Consider the following 16425-nt stretch of genomic DNA (forward strand, 5'->3'; position numbering starts at 1 on the left):
TGCGAATCTCACAGGATTCTACAGACGATGACGCAAAAGTCATGGCCGCTAATGGCGCCGTGAAAATATCCGCAACACCCTGTCATGGAGTGTTTATTTTTCCAAACGGCTAGTGTAGACTTCGCTCCCGCTAAGCCAGTGAGGGAAACCAACCTGGCACGGAGTACAGAGCAGCCAGTCACTATTCCGATATGACACCGCTGCCTGGTCGTATACTCCGGACGCAATTCGGGGCGTAGCGCAGTCTGGTAGCGCACCTGTATGGGGTGCAGGTGGTCGCAGGTTCAAATCCTGCCGTCCCGACCATATTTAACGATCAAGGGCATGCCTTCGGGTATGCCCTTTTTCGTTTCAGTATCCGGTTTTGGCCGTTCCTGAAAAGTGCCGGATTGAAGCTACTCATTGGTTACCGTCCGGGACTGGTCACACCCTTTAGCCTACCTGAAATGCCGCCATGGACCAGAAACCATTCGCTAATACCCATTTGCACGGCGCTGCATAACGATCAGTACAAACGCAATCATCAGGCCGGAAGCGCCGAACGCCAGTACAAACCCGCCCAGCTCCAGCAATACCCCGAAGAGCAACGGCGCCAGGAAATGGATCGCCCGGTTGGCCATCAGGCGCATACCAAGGGCACCAGAACGTTTCTCGCGGTCGACGGACTCCGCAAGAAGCACCATGGACAAGGGCTGGGTAAGCCCTGCGCCAATGCCCACCAGCACCGCCAGCAGGCCGATCAGGAGAATCTGTTCAGATAACCCGAGGAAGGTAATGCCCGCCGCCAGGGTGCCCAGTGCCAGCAGAACCGCGTTGCGGCGACCGCCCACCATGGCGATCATTGGCGCCATGAACGGCCGGATCAGCATGGAGACTGCCGCCCGCAGGCTCACCAGCACCCCGATAACGACCGGACTCATGGCCAGGCTTTCCAGGTAAACAGGCAGGTAACTGCCGTAGACCCCCAGTGCAAACATGCCCAGCACCGTCACCAGCACCGATAACTGAACACCCTGGTTGGTACGCATCAGCCCCCACTGAGCTCGAAAGCCCGTTTCTCTGCGGGTTACCTTCAGGCGTTCCCTGGCCTGCCCGGTGAGCCAGAAACCGGCCAAACCTGCCAGGAAGGCGAATACCGCCATTACCAGGAACACCTGACCGGTGCCCGGCCCTGAGTCCAGCAGGTAACCGGCTAGCAACGGGCCGACCACCTGGCCGCCGGACAGCCAGGTGGAATACCAGCCGAAGTACCGCTCCAGTGTGGGGCCAGTACCCAGGTTGGAGATAATGGTCTGGGCCGCCAGCACCATTTGCAGGTGTGCCAGTCCCACCAGCAACTGGCCCAATACCAGCCCCGGGTAGCCATACCAGAAATGCATGGACAGCAGGCCCGCCACCATCAGGCAGGCTCCGCTGATGAGCGTCACCCTGCCCCCATATCGGGTTACTACCCCACCAAGGGGAATGGCAAATAACAGGGGCAGCAGGTACTGGGTACTGAGCACGGCGCCCAGCACCAGCGGTGAGGCCCCGAGCCGAAGCCCGTAAACCGGCACTGCCACAATCAGCATGGAATAGACGACAAAGCACAGGGTCAGCGCCAGACAGACCACAAAGAAGTTCCGACCAGCATGGATGTCGGGTTGGGCAGATTCGGAAGGCGTGTCAGTCGTCAAGGCGCGGTCTTGTGGCGATGGTCAGGTGGAAAACGGCACATGGTACCCGGAGCCTCCGCTGACCGAAACCGGGCACGGACAAGAGCCGGGATTCGGACCCCCGACCCTCTCAGCCGGTTACTTCTCGTCGATATCGTCGTACCCGGTGACCATGGGCCGGATATGACTGGTCAGGGTATGTCCCATGGTGGTCATGTACACGTGGGCAATGATGAACACCAGCATGGCAAAGGCGGCGGCAGTATGGATCAGGGCAACCCATTCCAGCTCCAGCGCACCCGCCAGCATGGCGGGCCAATCCGCATAGAACAGGTACAGCAGCCCCGATACCCAGATCACCGGCGATATCACCAGCTTGAAAAACAGATAGGCCAGCCGTTGCAGCGGGTTATGCTTGGCCCGTGTGGTCTTGCGATAGGGATGCTCAGCCCCGGTGAAGGTACCGATCAGGTAGTAATGAATCACCGCAAACAGCCCGTTGCGGGTAGGAATATACTGGCGCCACTCACCAGTAGTGAAATGCCAGAAAATGGCAAACAGCCACAACACGATCAGGGCCCAGGCCGCCAGGGTGTGGGCCTGGGTGGCATCACCAAACCCCAGCACCGAGTAACTGCCGTGAATCTCGAAACCAGTGAACAGCAGCGTGAAGATCAGCAATGCCTGGCACCAGTGCCAGAAGCGTTCGAAGCGTTTATAGATCATGACCCTGCTCATGAGTGCTTCCTCCCCCTGAAGATAACCCTGGCCGCGATATGGGCCAGCACCCCCAACAGCGCCAGCACCACCACCAGCCAGCCAATCCGGTCCAGCCAGACGTTGCCGCTGTGGCCGGGCATGTAGATACCACCGATGCCCGCCAGGCGGCTTTCTGCACCATGGCAGGAACCACAGCTCAAGGCCTGCTCCGCCGGCGGCACCATGTGGGTGATGGGCCAGTACATTGTCGTTTCCACGAAGTCGTACTCACCGCTGAAGGGCCGGCCGGACATTTCACTGCCGGCCTGCAGCGCGTTCGGCCAGTTGAAATTGCTCCACAAGGAGGTGTCATCAGCACCGAACACATGGGTGACCAGCAAGGTATTGAGTTGGGTATCGAAGGGCTGCTTGCCCCGCATCAGTTTGAAGGGCCAGATGCGGGAAGCCGGGTCGTCGGGACTGCCGTCAATGCGGTTGATCTCCACGGGCTCATTGGCAAGATCCAGCTCATCCTCCAGCAGGGTATATTCCACCGTGCCGTCGAACCAGGCGTAGTGGGGCACCACGTTTTCCTCATGGTGGAAATCACCCTTGGTGCTGAGATAGCTTACGTGGCCGCTTTCGTCATACTCGGTAATGGGATTGCCGTCGTCGTCCAGCCGGCCGGCGGTTGACCAGTCCCACCACATCTTGGTGGGCACCCCGCCCCGGGCGAACTCGGGAACGTGGCAGGTCTGGCACGCCAGCTTGTCCACGTGGTCATTAAGCTTGGGTTTGTCGTGGGGGTCAAAGCCATGGCAGGACTCGCAACTGGCCCGGCTCAGGTCAGTATGACCGGGCACATCAATACCGACGGTGTCCTTTGCGGTGGCCTGGTAACGGCTGCCAGAGACATTGTGTCCCCAGGTGGAGTGACAATCGGCGCAGGCAAAGTCCAGCCCGTCCGGAGACATGTGCACATCCAGGGATCGCGGCGGATTGACCAGGGAGGAGTCCAGGTCCCCGTGTTTTACGCCGTCGCCGCCACCCCCATAGAAGTGACAGCTGCCGCAGTTCTGCCGGTCGCTGGCACCCACGTTCTGGGCAATGTGGGGCAAATCGGGGGGATTGACCATTTTTCCACTGCCACCGGGCCACTCCCGGGGCTTGTCGGTAGGCAGGCCGGCGAGGGTGGGAAACTTCCAGTAGTCGCCGGTGGTGTCGTGGCAGACCAGGCAGTCAACGGCGGAATCTTCCGATGGCGGTGGCTGGTTCATGTCCGTCCAGCCGTAGCCCACGTGGCAGGAGGTGCAGCGGGGTTCATTGGTCACCACCATACCGCAGAAGCTGTTGATCACGTTCCGCTTGCCCAGCTGCTGGCCGGTTTCCGGGTGGTCGTAGGTCCAGTTCCAGTGGGTGGTTTCGCGGATCTGATTGGCGGCTTCATTATGGCAGCCCAGACAGGCTTCGGTGACTTCCTGGGCACTGCTGAACGGGCCCTGCAGTGCCTCAAACTTGCTGTGATCTGCCGTCGGTGGTGATCGCTCCGCCCCGAGCGCTACGGAACTGACAGTCACCATCAGCCAGGCAAGCAGCTTGTAGCGCAAGCGCTTACCTGCCCTGGATTCGCGTATTTCCATGACTCCCTCCCCCAAGCTGGAAGCTCCCCGAACCGGGAAGTCCATGCCCGTTACGCACCACAGCGGCATGCTTATCATTTTTCCACCGCATCAATCTCTGACGTTGATGCGGGTCAACCTGTCTCTTAATGATAGACGTACTTTCGGTCAACGATGGTCAAGTACCACCAAAATGCAGCCGATTGAGCCGGAGAACCAGCCAGATCGTTACGGCCTGCAGAACCAGCGCAATAATCGTCAACGCCCAGTAGCCCGCACTGAATTGCTCGAGGGCCCCGAACCCGACCAGACCGGCATTGATAAAGAAGTGCACCATGACCGTGAGCGCCACCCCCGGGCAGACCAGCGCATAGGCACCGGCAGATTTCTCTGTCCCGGTCACGAAGCGGCCGAAATAGCCATACCGGGAGAGCACCACCCACCCCAGCAGGCCGAACACCAGCTGGGCACTGAGGAACGTGATCAGCATGGTCATGGCCTCTACCCCACCGGCCCCCGACTCGAAATGACCGTGCAGCCCATGAGTCTGCCGTAAAAGCGTAATGCTCAGAGTGGTCAGAATGGGTACGACAATCCACAAACTCGGAGCGGTGGATGGGTCAGCCCCCTGCTCAAGCATGGCGCGGAATCCAAGCACCACCTGTATCCCGCCAATAATAAACGCCAGCACCATAAAGAAGCTGGAAAGTACCAGGCTGAAGGCGACTGTCACCGTGTTCTGGCTCATCGCTGCGGGCGCTGCCAACCCCACGGCGATCATGGCGCTGGCGAAGGCAGGCATAAGCTGCCCCAGGTTGTTGTTGCGCACGCAGTCGAAACCACCACCCACCAGTACCCGGCCCCAGAAATCCCTCAGGAGCGCGAGCGCCCAGTAACCCACCAGCACAAAGGCAACCAGGGCCAGCGGGAACAGCCACTCAACCACCGACCAAAGCCCCGGCACAAAGGTCAGACCGAGGATAAACCCGACATTGATACTCATAGCGACCGTCAGTGGCCCTGCCAGCAACTGGGTTTCCGAGTTACTGTTGCGCAGCTCCTGGTAGGCCGGCGTGCTGCGAAACCGGGCGTACTGCCGCAGGTTCCAGACCAGGAGGTGGATGTGAAGGGCAGAAAATAGTGCAACACCTGTCCAGGCCCCCAGCACTGCAAGCTTGATCAACAGACCGCCGTCTGCCAATGCGGCAACGGCGTCCTCAAACAGCGGCACCGGGGCACCGGGATGTGGCAGCCAGAACATCAGCCACATAAAGAAAGAAACCGACAGCCCCCCCGCCCCGAGGGCCGCGAGGAAATAGGTGGGCACCCACCCGGAGTCGTCAACCCTGGATAATCGATAGAACATGTTACTTCCCCCTCTCTATTGACCCACCCTGTCAGGCCTTTGAAAGAACAATTACAACCGCCACAAGCACGCCACCCGCAAGCGCCACCAGACTGAACTTTCGATGCTCCTGCTCTGCCCGTGGCAGCAGGTGCGTGGCGCCCACGTAAACCAGCGCACCTGCCGACAAGGCCAGCAATGCCCCCAACGTCTGCTCACTGATACTGCTCACCATCGGCCAGGACACCAGCATGCCCAATGGCGTTGTTGCCGCAGCGGCCAGGAACGCCAGAGTCATGGCAGTACCCGGCCGGAACCCTCCCCGCACCAGCAACAGGTAGGTGATGATGCCTTCCGGGAATTCGTGGAGCACCATGCCGACGGTCGCCAGGTAACCAGTGAAGATGCTTACCGAAAACGAAATGGAGTAGATAAATCCGTCGATAAACGAATGAAAGCCGATCCCCAGCATGGGGATAAGGCCAATGACATAGTCCCTGGCGGACGGATCCTTCTCACAAACGAAAGCCGTTACGAACCGGTTGAACAGGTGCAGTCCCATGAACCCGGCCAGCAACCACGCCGGCGCCTGCGACTGCATGGAAAAGGACTTCGGGATCATGTGCAGAAAGGACGCACTGATCAGTACCCCGGCCGCAAAGCAGATGAAGTAGGACGTATTGCGTTGCCCCCACGCCTCAAAGCGCCGGATGGTGAATATTCCGGCAGAGGTGACCAGCGCAGCCAGCCCGGTTGTCATCAGCGTCAGCCAGAACGCACTGTTCATTCCATCCTCGGCTAGCCCGTATCGGGCGTACAGAAAGCGGGGACTCTGTGGGCCCCCGAGACCCGATGGCCTGGCCTGCTACAGCCCCCTGATAATTACAAACCTATCATTTATAACTCCAGTATAGAGACAAGTTTCCATGACGCCATTGTTGCTGGCTACCCGGGAGGTGCGACCGAGTGTCGCTGCGATTAACAGAATATATCATCCAGATATAACTATATATCTTTTACGAATATCCCACTCGCGTTAGTCTGAATCTGTCGAAAGGCAACCCAACACAAAAGGTGATTATCATGGAAACACAAGCAACTCCCCAAACCGGACTGCCCCGCATCAACGAGCCGGCACCGGACTTCAAGGCACTGACCACTGACGGCGAAAAGTCGCTGAGCGATTACAAAGGCAAGTGGCTGGTACTGTTCTCCCATCCGGCAGATTTCACCCCGGTCTGCACGACCGAGTTCATGGCCTTCGCCCAGGCAGCGCCGGAGTTCGCCAAGATGAACTGTGAACTGCTGGGTCTGTCCATTGACAGCATTCACTCTCACATTGCCTGGATGCGTAACATCAAGGAGAACTGGGGTGTGGAAATTCCCTTCCCCATTATTGAAGACCTGAAGATGGACGTAGCCAGGGCCTATGGCATGATCCACCCGAGCGCTGGTGACACCTCTGCCGTACGGGCCACCTTTATTATCGACCCGAATGGCATCTTGCGGGCGATGGTTTACTACCCCATGGCCAACGGCCGCTCCATCCCCGAGTTCCTGCGCCTGCTGGAAGCACTGCAGACCAGTGACGAACACGGCGTGGCCACACCGGAAGGCTGGAAGAAGGGCGATAAAGTCATCGTGCCCCCGGCCAAGACAGCGGCAGGCGCCAACGACCGGGTTGAATCTGGTGACTACGAGTGCAAGGACTTCTACTTCTGCACAAAGTCACTCTGATACAGCCTCAGGGCATCAGGCCCTGGCGAACAAACCGCTATCGCCCCCGGCGATAGCGGTTTTTTTGGTCACTGGCCCAATAAATCAAGGACCCAACTGCCATGAAAACTGCCCACGATCTGGTTGAGGCGGCAAGAACCGAGATCACGGAAATTCCCCTCAGCGTCTCTGAAGAGGCCATTCGACAGGCTGATCTGCTGATGGATGTTCGGGAACCGGATGAATACCACGCCGGCCACCTGCCAGGTGCCATCAACGTTCCGCGGGGTCTACTGGAGTTCAGACTGAGTAACGACCCGGCGCTGGAAGACCGTAGCCTGAACCTGGTGATCTACTGCAAGAACAGCGGCCGTTCAGCGCTTTCTGCCAAGGTCATGAAAGAAATGGGGTACATCCACGTACAGTCGATTGCCGGTGGTATAGAAGCCTGGGAGGCGGAGGGGAAGCCCCTGGTTAAACCGGAGCTGCCCGACTTTGACTGACCGCCCCTGGCTGGATCTGGTTGCGCCCCGATAACCGGGCGCAATGGTCCGCTTCAGCGCGCTGTCACCAGGTTTGCCAGGCGATCCCTGGCCTCCTGTCGCCGGCCTTTGTCTGCCAGTGCCCGTCCCGGACGATCCGGCGCTGACAGCGCCCGCTCAAGGTACTGCCGGGCACGCTCTTCCTCACCCTGCTCAATCAGGTAGTCGGCAAAGAAGAAGTTTGGGTCAATGCCGTCAGGATTGATGGACAACGCCTTTTGCAACAGCCGGCGGGCCTTGTCGTCATCGCCAAACCCGATGGGCCAGCCGGGCACCTGGTAGTAGAGGCTTCCGAGGGAGGTATAGGCGGAGCCGTCCAGCGCCCGGTCGTCGATGTCAATCGCTTGTTCAAGGTGCCGGCGGGCCTCTTTTACCAGGCCCAGAGCCCCCAGGCCGCCTTTCTCTCCGGCCCAGGTGCTGAGCACGATCGCGCGCCAGATCAACGCCTCGGCACGATCGGGATAACGGGCGGTGAGCGTTTCCGCCTGACCCGCCAGGGCCTCGAAGGCCTGTTCCTTGTCATCCTCCGGCACCTGGTACTGTATTTCAGCCCATCGTTGCTGAATAGCAGCCAGGTCGGTTTCCAGGTTATCGGCCCATACTGGCTGTACCAGTAACGAAGCCACCAACAGAATCATCCACTTCATGACTGAACTCCTGAGTCCAGAAAGCGCCGTATGACCGGCAGTTGTTTCAGCATGGCCCTGTCCACCAGTCGTGGCAGGACGCCGTTAATGGCGACGAACAGCTTTTCAGGCCAGCCCAGGAAGCACCGGCGCTGGTCCCGTTTCATGGCTGAAATCAACTGTGCAGCTACCTGGTCGGGTGGGTCCATGGCATTGCCCAGAGCCCGGTTGAGCTGGTTCACGGGTTCCGGGTTCATTGCGGTGGCCGTCGCCCGGGGCGCGAAATACAACACCTGCACCAGGCTGTCGGCCATTTCCCGCCGCAGGGCTTCGGTAAAGCCACGCAGACCGAACTTGGTGGCGCAATAGGCGGAGTAGCCGGGATAGCCGATGCTGCCGAAGGTGGAACCAACGAACACCAGGGCCCCACCATCCAGTGCTTTGAACACGGGTACGAAATGATGTGCCACGACCATGGCACTGCGAAGGTTGACCACCAGCTGGTCATCGATGTCCTCCACTGTTGCCTGCTCGACAGAGGCGAACCGGTTCTGACCTGCACAGTGGATAACGCCGTACAGATCTGGCCATTGTTCCGTCACGGCCTGTAATTGCCGGTCAAGGTCATTGGCGGCGAGATCAAGCTTTACCGCCGTTACGTCCCCCGGAAGCGTGACGCTCTCCGGGCGTCGGCTCGCCACCAGCAAGCGCGCCCCTTCCGCGAGCAGCTGCGGAATCAGCGCCTGTCCGATACCGCCGGTGCCCCCCAGCAGCAGGAAGCGACGGTCATGCAGTTGCATGGTCAGACTCCCGGGATGTTTTGTCAGTGGCCGGCATCGGTTGGAGGGGAATCCGGTGGAGCATGTCACCGTACAGGCGATAAACCACCCGGGCCGAGTCGATAATGGCCTGCTGGTCCCCCGGATCGGTGATACCGTTCATCAGGTCCTGGAAGAATTTAAAATGGTCCTGGTCCAGCTCCCCGTGGGAATAGAGGTAACTGAACGCCTTGTCAGGCAGGCCCAGATGCGCCTGGATCTGCCGGGCCAGGGGCGTAGCCAGCTCAATAGAGGTACCTTCAAGCACCTGCACCATGCCAAAGAAGGCGGCCGGGTTACCCCGGTCGATCTGGTGATAGAGGTAAGCCACCATCAGCTCGATGGACAGGTCCGGCTTGCTGGTGCGACGCTCTTCCCGGTCCTCGCCGCAGACCTGCAGGTCGTCGAGGATCCACTCGTGGTGGCCGTATTCCTCCTCGATGTATTCCACCAACGCCTTGCGCACGCCCTCAAGCTGCTCTGGCAGACGACCGCCGCAGGCCATCATCAGGGGGACCGTGTGTTTGACATGATGGAAGGCCTGGGTCAGGAACCAGGTATAACTTTCCAGGCTCACCTGCCCCTGCTGCACCGCCTGAATGACGGGTGCCTGGGTGACATGGGCGCGGGCCTCGGCGGTTTCCGCCTGCAGTTGTGCAAAGAATTCCATGGATGCTTCCTCTCTTGATTCCGGATATACGGGGAGACTGCCGGCCATCAGCACGGGCAGGTCGGATTGAATGCGATTCCTTACGGGCCGGCCGTTTGCAGTCAGGTAACCGGCGGCTATTGAGAGGGGGTGCTCAAGGCAATAAACCACCCCGAGCCGGGCATAGTCCGGCAAAGACTGATTGAGTTGGTGAAGGACAGGTTCCAGTTTCCCGGCCGGCTGGCCGGGAGGCAGGTGCACGAGGGCCGACAGACGGGGTTCGCCATCACCAAAGACCACTGCCTGCCGGGCGCCCAGTGCCTGAACCAGCCCGGCCTCCAGCCATTCCGGGCTGATATTGCGCCCGAAGCTTGTGATCAACAGGTTCTTCGAACGGCCATCCACCTGCAGAAAGCCGTCGCTGGTCAGTTGCCCCAGGTCGCCGGTGTCCAGCCATTCATCCGGTGCTTCCCCAGAACCAGTGTCCCCGAGATAGCCAAGGTGGGTATTGCCCCGGACGAGAATGTGGCGCCGCTCATCAACACGAACCTTCACATGGTCCAGGGGCCGGCCCCCAGAACCGATCCGGTCATCACCAGGTGTATTCAGGGCCACCACCGAGCCACATTCCGACAGGCCATAGCCTTCGTACAGGGGCAGACCAAGGGCCCGGCCACGGCTCAGCAGATCCGGGGCAACCTTCCCGCCTCCCACAGCGAGGAAACGGTAATGTTCGGTTTTCAGAAGCCCTGCATCGGCGGCCTGCACCAGCAAGCGGGCCAATTCCGGCACCAGGATCAGTGATTCCGGCTGCCAGCGGTTCAGCGCCCCAATCAGGCCCCGGGGGTCAACGCCACAGCTGCCGGTGAGACCGACCGTGACGAGGGGCTCTACCCGTACTGTCGCGCCCATCAGTAGCGGCAGATACACTCCAGCGATGTTCTCCAGCAGGGTTGCCAGGGGCAGGATGCACAGATGCTGTGCCGGACCGACGGGCGTCAGCCGTTCACGCAGGGCATCGACGGTTGCCAGTAACTGGGCCTGGGAAAGACAGACGCCCCTGGGAGTGCCAGTGCTACCGGAGGTAAAGGTGATTTTTGCGGTGTCTGGCGGCAGTGGAGCGCGAACCGGGTCATCCGGCAGGCGATTGATCCAGACACCCTGCCCCAGAGGCTCCCGACCCGGAGCTTCATCCGACCATAGCAGCGCCTGCAACCCGGCGGTGGTGACCAGGTGTTCCGTCTGGGCTTCGGAAAAGAATACCGGCACGGGTACGCAAACCACGCCAGCCAAAAGGCAGGCCAGGTCAGCCACCACCCAGGCCGGGGCGTTGTCGCCGCAAAGGCCAATGCGATGCAGCCCGCGCTGCTTCAGAACGTCAGCAAGGCCCTCAGCGGCCGCCAGCAGCTGCCCGTAGCTGAAATCGCATTCACCAGCTACCAGCGCCAGTCGATCCGGGTGGGCTTCAGCGGCCGCCTGCAAACGCTCAGGCAATGTAGCCATAACGACCCTCCGCACATCGGGATATCACAGCAGTCGGTTCCGCCCCGGAGACCAGCGCAACCTTGTCCATCAGCCCGCGAGAGCGCAGGCCGTCCAGGCCCTCGGGAACGTTCATGGCCATAACCCTGGGGTTGTGCTGGTAATAACATCCCCAGCCCTCCCCGCCGTCCGCCAGCCGTTCCGGCCTCGCGCAGCCAAGATCCGCCACCTGGATACCCATGCGCTGAAACCCGTTACGCAACTGGCCGGTACCCGTGCAGACCACCCAGTTCATCCTGTGCTGCTCGAGCCAGAGCGCCATGGCCGTAAACAACAGGCGACTGACTCCAGCTTCGATGCCAGCAAGGTGGGCAATTTCCATCACGCTGTCGCGACAACCGCCCGGTTCTGGCAACCCGCGTTCAATAGGTTGATCAAGGTAATCTTCAAGAAAGAGACGTTCTGATGCGGCCCGGCGCACACCGACGGCAGCCAGTAAGGTGCCATGGGCATTGACGAGGGCCATCAGCGGCAACGGCCGTAATTCAGGACGGGCCCCATAGGCCTGCAGGAATCGGCGCCGTATAAAATCAGTTACCCGCCAGGCGGATTCGGTAGCGCAGTGGACTTGGCACAACCAGTGGTGGCCACAACGCACTACAGGTACGACTGCGTCAGATACGAGGTTCAGGCTGGTGGGCATGATCAGAGGATCATTCATAGGCTATCTCCCTGTTACCGGGAAACATTAGGGCGCAAGCCTTAACCCCGCCTTAAAGGAAACCGGGGGTTTTCTTAAGCCGCCCTTAAGATTTCTGTGCCAGAATGTGCCGGTGAATCAGATAAGGATGGCTTTCCATGCGCATTCTCCTTGTGGAAGACGACCACATGCTGGCCAACACCATGCTCGCCATGTTGCGGGAGGACCAGCACACTGTGGACTGGCTGGATGACGGGCAGCAGGCGCTCAATGCCCTCAGGGACGAACATTTCGACCTGGCCATCCTGGACCTGACCCTGCCCCGGCTGGACGGACTGGATGTGCTGGCCCGCAGCCGCAGCGCCGGTGTGCAGACTCCGGTCATTATCCTGACCGCCCGCTCTGACCTGGGTGAGAAGCTGCAGGGCCTGGACGCCGGGGCGGACGACTATCTCACCAAGCCCTTCGCCATGGCCGAGCTAAAGGCCCGCATCCGTGCGGTAACCCGGCGGGGAACCGGGGCCTCGACCACGGGTATGACAGTGGGCGCATTACACCTGAACCCTGACTCGGGCCAACTGACCCTCGGCGACCAGGTGATCACCCTGCCCCGCAGCGAGTTGCAGATTCTTCATTACCTGATGCGGCACCCGGACCAGGTCGCAACCCGGCGCCGCCTGGAAGAACAGCTTTACGGCTGGGATCAGGGCGCGGAAAGCAACGCCCTGGAAGTGCATATCCACCACCTGCGGCGACGTCTGGGTAAAACCGTGATTCGTACCATCCGTGGCGTCGGCTACCTGCTGGACACCCGGGAGGCTCAACATTGCGTAACCGCCCAATGTCCCTGACCCGCACCCTGATTGCACTGGTCGCCTCGATTGTCATGCTGATTGCGGCGATTGCCGCTGTGTGGAGCTATATCGAAAGCAACCATGAACTGGAAGAGTTGTTCGACGCGGAGCTGGCCCAGAGCACACGGGTTATCCAGGGCCTGGTGCAGCATCTGTCCAGCACCGGCTCACCGGAGCAGCTGGCGGGCATTCTGCAACAAACCCTTCAGTTGCCTGAGGGAGCTCTGGATGAGGGAGACTATGACGAGGTGCTCCCGGACGGCACCGGCCACAAATACGAGAAGAAACTGGCCTTCGAGGTCTGGACCCCGGAAGGCGAGCCCCTGCTGGACACCCTCGCCGCCAACGACGGCCTGGCGCTGAAGCCCGGCTACGCCTGGGCCGAAGCGACGGGGTTTCAATGGCGCACGTTCACCTTGCAGGACCCACAGACCGGTTACTGGATACGCACCGCCCAGCGGGAAGACATTCGCCAGGAGCTCAGCCAGGAACTGGCCATGGGCAATATTTTCCCCCTGCTGATCGCCCTGCCCCTGCTGGTGCTGGCGGTCGCAGCTGCCATCCAGCTGGGTTTCCGGCCCTTGCGAAAGCTGGAGCAACCGGTAAGGCACATGGCCCCTGAACGGATACACCCCCTCAATACCCGACACGCCCCTCGGGAAGTGAGCGGCCTGGTGATGGCAGTCAATGGTTTGCTGGAGAGACTGGATGATGCCCTCGAGCGGGAACGGCGCTTTTCCGCCGACGCCGCCCATGAATTGCGGACTCCCCTGACCGCATTACGCCTGAACCTGGAAAAGCTGGAAGCCACGGACCCGGCAAAGTTTCGGGAACTGACGGCAGCCGTGGACCGAATGGGGCACCTGGTAGAACAGATGCTGTTACTGAGCCGGGTGGACGCCGGCGTGGGATTCAGCCCGGCGTATGTCAACCTTTCGGACATTGTTGCCCAGAGTATTGCCGATGTTTCTCCCCTGGCACTGCGCAAGGGCATCGAACCGTCCCTGGAAGACCCGATCGGCCAGGCCATGGTCAGTGGCCAGGCGGCCTTGCTCAACACATTGATGCGGTCCCTGCTGGCCAACGCCATACAATACAGCCCCGAAGATACCCGGATAGACACCCACCTTGCGGCCGATGGCGACGGCTTCCGCATACAGATCTGTGACCAGGGGCCCGGCATCCCTGCTGACCAGCGGGACAAAGCCCTGGGGCGCTTCGGGCGACTGGACCAGCGCCTGGGCTCGGGGGCCGGGCTCGGGCTGGCTATTTCCCGCCGGATTGCCGAGCTCCACGGTGGTGAGCTGACCCTTGCGGACCGGCCGGACGGCAAACCGGGACTTTGCGTCAACCTTTGGCTGCCAGTTCGCAAGCCGGGTTGAGCATGTTTCAGTGCTGATACCTTGCCTGCCGTTAGCGGCGCTTTTGCGGCCCGGGGTTGAAGCCTGCCGGAAGACAGGCTGTCGGATTAATGGCTCCAAACGAAAAGAGGCTCCCGCAGGAGCCTCCTTCAACCACACGGTTCGTCATTACAGGCGTGACTTGAATCCTTCCAGGTCCTTGGTGTGCTTCTCGTGCAGCTTCACAAACTCCTCATCATCGGCGGACGGCGTGATGCGCTTCTCCTTCGCTTCTTCCATCAAAGCCTTGCGGGCTTCAACCCAGCGATCCATATGATCGATCGCTTCCTGGCGGAGCTTTTCGTCCTCCTCGCTCCATTCACCGATTTCCTTCAGGTAGCGCACAGTACCTTCATGAAGGGGGATCGGCGAACTCTTCATGTAGCTGCGGGTAACGTCCAGGCTCATGCGGGTCGCCAGCGGGTGGCTGCCCTTGTAGTCGTCGTGGTTTTCGTGAATCCACTTGACCAGCGCGTAGACCGCATCGGCGTCCATATCCGGACGGGTGGCGTAAATGAAGTTGGACGTCAGGCCGTCCACACCAACGGCGGTTTTGACGCCGAACTGGATAGTCGCCGGGATCGACATCGGTGAATACTGCAGGAAACCTTCCCAGGCTTCTTTGTTGTCCCCGTCCATGTCCAGCCAGCGAATACCACCCGGAGCGCCCTCCATTTCGGAGAGCACGGAGCTGATCGGCGCACACCAGGCCACATCGGCCCTGCCCTCAACCACAGAGCGGCAGTTTTCGGCGTAGCTGCTGGCTGGTACGTATCTGAAAACGTCTTCAGCCTCGTCTTCACTCACGCCAAGAAACGCCGGCATGGCTTTGCGCACGGTTGTGGTCATAGCCGGCGAGAAGGCACCCTGGGCCACCCGCACGTCGCCGGCCTTCAGGTCTTCCATGGTCTCGATGTCAGAGTCGCCCGACACAACAAAGCCCCAGGGGGTATCATTGTGGTGCCAGACCATGCGCTGCGCGGATACAGGAGCCGTCATATAGCTATCGATACCTTCCAGCTGGTAGCGCATCTCGGCAGCCGTTACCGAGCTGAGGGCGATGTCCTGGCGCTCCACCAGTCGCCGATAGCGCTGCATTTCGCTATCCTCAGGAACCACTCGGGCAGCCTTGTCGGTCTGTTCCTGGTAGATGGCAGCCCAGCCATTGGTAGAGGCAAAGCTCCCTGTCTGGGTGCTGGGTGTACCGATCACCAGCAGGCGCGGCAGGTCGTCGTAGTCAGCGTGGGCAATACTGCTGGCACCGACGGTAACCGCTAGTGAAAGCAAGGCAGGGCGAAGGAAAGGAATCTTCATGGGCATTCTCCATATTGTGTTGTTTTTGTAGCATTTATCATGTCAGCAAACATGACCTGTCTTATCCTGACACTTGTCAGACTACCGGGATTTTTTCTCAACGGCAAAACAGGATGTGGCCCTCGCCACAACAATTTACAGAACTTTTTCAATTTACTGGATGTAACGCTACACTTTGCTGACATTTGTCAGGAAAAACAATAACGATGAAACCACTACATCCCGTATCGGATTCCGCTGAACCTGCCAGTGCCGGCGCCAGTGAGCTCCTGGAAGCCCGGGTTGCCGGCGTACGCAACCCCTCCCTGGCCGAGAAACGCCGGGAACAGATCTGTGACGCAGCCCTCGAACTGTTTCTGCAGAAAGGATTCGCGTCGACAACGATCCGCGATATCTGTGCCCGGTCGGGCGTCAACCAGGCCAGCATCTACGACTACATCTCCAACAAGAACGATATCCTGCGGCGGTTGCTGAACCGGCTCTGGTTCCGCTCCGGTGCACCGTCGCTGCCGGACTTGCTGGAACAACATCCCGAGAACAGCCTGCAAGAAAACGTGGCGTATTACCTGAAGGAATTCTGGAGCAAGCGTCGCAAGGGCACCCTGCTGGCCTACCGGACTGTGCCTCACCTCACCAAGGAAGATCGCAAGACCATGCGGGCACGGGACGAACAGCTCATCAGCCGCCTGGCGGAAAGCATCGAGGACCTGACTCAGCTTCCCGAAAATGATCCCCGTACGTTGGTAGTGGCCAACCTGGTGCTCTTCATGGCGAGCTTCGGCCCACTGAGGGACTGGCTGCACCAGGACCTGGACAACGACCTGGTAGCCGATACGGTGGCCGCAGCCATTGTGGCGATGATCGAGAACCTGGCCCGCTATAGTCCGGAGCAAACCGGAAAGCAGCCCGTACAGGACTGACCTGCGCCGGGAATATCGAAAGGAGTTTCAGTTACAGGCAGGCCTGACGCCCCAGGGAGGGCGGATACCGGCGCGCCAATTCGCAC

Annotated in this window: 15 protein-coding genes and 1 tRNA gene; 6 read left to right on the forward strand and 10 right to left on the reverse strand. The window is 60.2% G+C overall.

The genetic code is table 11. The annotated features are described in order from the left end of the window. The first annotated feature begins 229 nt into the window (after nucleotides 1-229). Nucleotides 230-306 (forward strand) — tRNA-Pro (locus ACESMZ_RS04015). Nucleotides 307-473: 167 nt separating this feature from the next. On the opposite strand, the gene ACESMZ_RS04020 is transcribed toward ACESMZ_RS04015, so the two are convergent. The 5 genes from ACESMZ_RS04020 to ACESMZ_RS04040 all read right to left on the reverse strand — a co-directional run bounded on the left by ACESMZ_RS04020 (nucleotide 474) and on the right by ACESMZ_RS04040 (nucleotide 6105). Further along, nucleotides 474-1676, reverse strand: a complete 1203-nt coding sequence (locus ACESMZ_RS04020) for an MFS transporter (protein ID WP_372957417.1) — start codon at nucleotides 1674-1676, stop codon at nucleotides 474-476. Between the two features lie 117 nt (nucleotides 1677-1793). Continuing rightward, nucleotides 1794-2393, reverse strand: a complete 600-nt coding sequence (locus ACESMZ_RS04025) for a cytochrome b/b6 domain-containing protein (RefSeq protein ID WP_372957416.1) — start codon at nucleotides 2391-2393, stop codon at nucleotides 1794-1796. Next, complete coding sequence (locus ACESMZ_RS04030) at nucleotides 2390-3994, reverse strand: tetrathionate reductase family octaheme c-type cytochrome (protein WP_372957415.1); 1605 nt, start codon at nucleotides 3992-3994, stop codon at nucleotides 2390-2392. The genes ACESMZ_RS04025 and ACESMZ_RS04030 overlap by 4 nt, the downstream gene beginning before the upstream one ends. 157 nt (nucleotides 3995-4151) lie before the next feature. After that, nucleotides 4152-5339, reverse strand: coding sequence for a TsoY family (seleno)protein (locus ACESMZ_RS04035; RefSeq protein ID WP_372957414.1), 1188 nt, complete (start codon nucleotides 5337-5339; stop codon nucleotides 4152-4154). A 31-nt stretch (nucleotides 5340-5370) separates the two neighbouring features. Then, a complete protein-coding gene (locus ACESMZ_RS04040; protein WP_372957413.1) occupies nucleotides 5371-6105 on the reverse strand; it encodes a ZIP family metal transporter in 735 nt (244 codons plus the stop codon). Nucleotides 6106-6401: 296 nt separating this feature from the next. On the opposite strand from ACESMZ_RS04040, the gene ACESMZ_RS04045 reads away from it, so the two are divergent. Together ACESMZ_RS04045 and ACESMZ_RS04050 are read left to right on the forward strand one after the other, a co-directional pair. Continuing rightward, nucleotides 6402-7055, forward strand: coding sequence for a peroxiredoxin (locus ACESMZ_RS04045; RefSeq protein WP_372957412.1), 654 nt, complete (start codon nucleotides 6402-6404; stop codon nucleotides 7053-7055). Nucleotides 7056-7156: 101 nt separating this feature from the next. Then, the gene (locus ACESMZ_RS04050) at nucleotides 7157-7537 is read left to right on the forward strand and encodes a rhodanese-like domain-containing protein (protein ID WP_372957411.1); all 381 of its coding nucleotides are present in this window, start codon (nucleotides 7157-7159) and stop codon (nucleotides 7535-7537) included. A 53-nt stretch (nucleotides 7538-7590) separates the two neighbouring features. On the opposite strand, the gene ACESMZ_RS04055 is transcribed toward ACESMZ_RS04050, so the two are convergent. From ACESMZ_RS04055 to ACESMZ_RS04070, 4 genes are read right to left on the reverse strand one after another with little or no spacing between them, the layout of a single operon-like run. After that, nucleotides 7591-8223: a tetratricopeptide repeat protein gene (locus ACESMZ_RS04055; RefSeq protein ID WP_372957410.1), complete on the reverse strand. Its 633-nt coding sequence runs from the start codon at nucleotides 8221-8223 to the stop codon at nucleotides 7591-7593. Further along, nucleotides 8220-9002, reverse strand: coding sequence for an SDR family oxidoreductase (locus tag ACESMZ_RS04060; RefSeq protein ID WP_372957409.1), 783 nt, complete (start codon nucleotides 9000-9002; stop codon nucleotides 8220-8222). Before ACESMZ_RS04060 ends, ACESMZ_RS04055 begins: the two co-directional genes overlap by 4 nt. Next, nucleotides 8989-11172: an AMP-binding protein gene (locus ACESMZ_RS04065; protein WP_372957408.1), complete on the reverse strand. Its 2184-nt coding sequence runs from the start codon at nucleotides 11170-11172 to the stop codon at nucleotides 8989-8991. The genes ACESMZ_RS04060 and ACESMZ_RS04065 overlap by 14 nt, the downstream gene beginning before the upstream one ends. Further along, nucleotides 11156-11872 carry a thermostable hemolysin gene (locus ACESMZ_RS04070; protein ID WP_372957407.1) on the reverse strand — a complete coding sequence of 239 codons (717 nt, stop codon included), beginning with the start codon at nucleotides 11870-11872 and terminating at the stop codon, nucleotides 11156-11158. The genes ACESMZ_RS04065 and ACESMZ_RS04070 overlap by 17 nt, the downstream gene beginning before the upstream one ends. 137 nt (nucleotides 11873-12009) lie before the next feature. Here ACESMZ_RS04070 and ACESMZ_RS04075 point away from each other — a divergent pair, with 137 nt between their 5' ends. Further along, nucleotides 12010-12702 carry a response regulator transcription factor gene (locus ACESMZ_RS04075; protein ID WP_372957406.1) on the forward strand — a complete coding sequence of 231 codons (693 nt, stop codon included), beginning with the start codon at nucleotides 12010-12012 and terminating at the stop codon, nucleotides 12700-12702. Beyond that, nucleotides 12693-14087: an ATP-binding protein gene (locus ACESMZ_RS04080; RefSeq protein ID WP_372957418.1), complete on the forward strand. Its 1395-nt coding sequence runs from the start codon at nucleotides 12693-12695 to the stop codon at nucleotides 14085-14087. Before ACESMZ_RS04075 ends, ACESMZ_RS04080 begins: the two co-directional genes overlap by 10 nt. 147 nt (nucleotides 14088-14234) lie before the next feature. On the opposite strand, the gene ACESMZ_RS04085 is transcribed toward ACESMZ_RS04080, so the two are convergent. Continuing rightward, on the reverse strand, nucleotides 14235-15419 hold the full coding sequence (locus ACESMZ_RS04085) for a TAXI family TRAP transporter solute-binding subunit (RefSeq protein ID WP_372957405.1): 1185 nt from the start codon (nucleotides 15417-15419) through the stop codon (nucleotides 14235-14237). A gap of 206 nt (nucleotides 15420-15625) precedes the next feature. Between ACESMZ_RS04085 and ACESMZ_RS04090 the strand changes: the two genes are divergently transcribed. Further along, on the forward strand, nucleotides 15626-16339 hold the full coding sequence (locus tag ACESMZ_RS04090) for a TetR/AcrR family transcriptional regulator (protein WP_372957404.1): 714 nt from the start codon (nucleotides 15626-15628) through the stop codon (nucleotides 16337-16339). Nucleotides 16340-16425 lie beyond the last annotated feature (86 nt).

The organism is Marinobacter sp., assembly GCF_041690615.1.
Lineage (GTDB): Bacteria > Pseudomonadota > Gammaproteobacteria > Pseudomonadales > Oleiphilaceae > Marinobacter.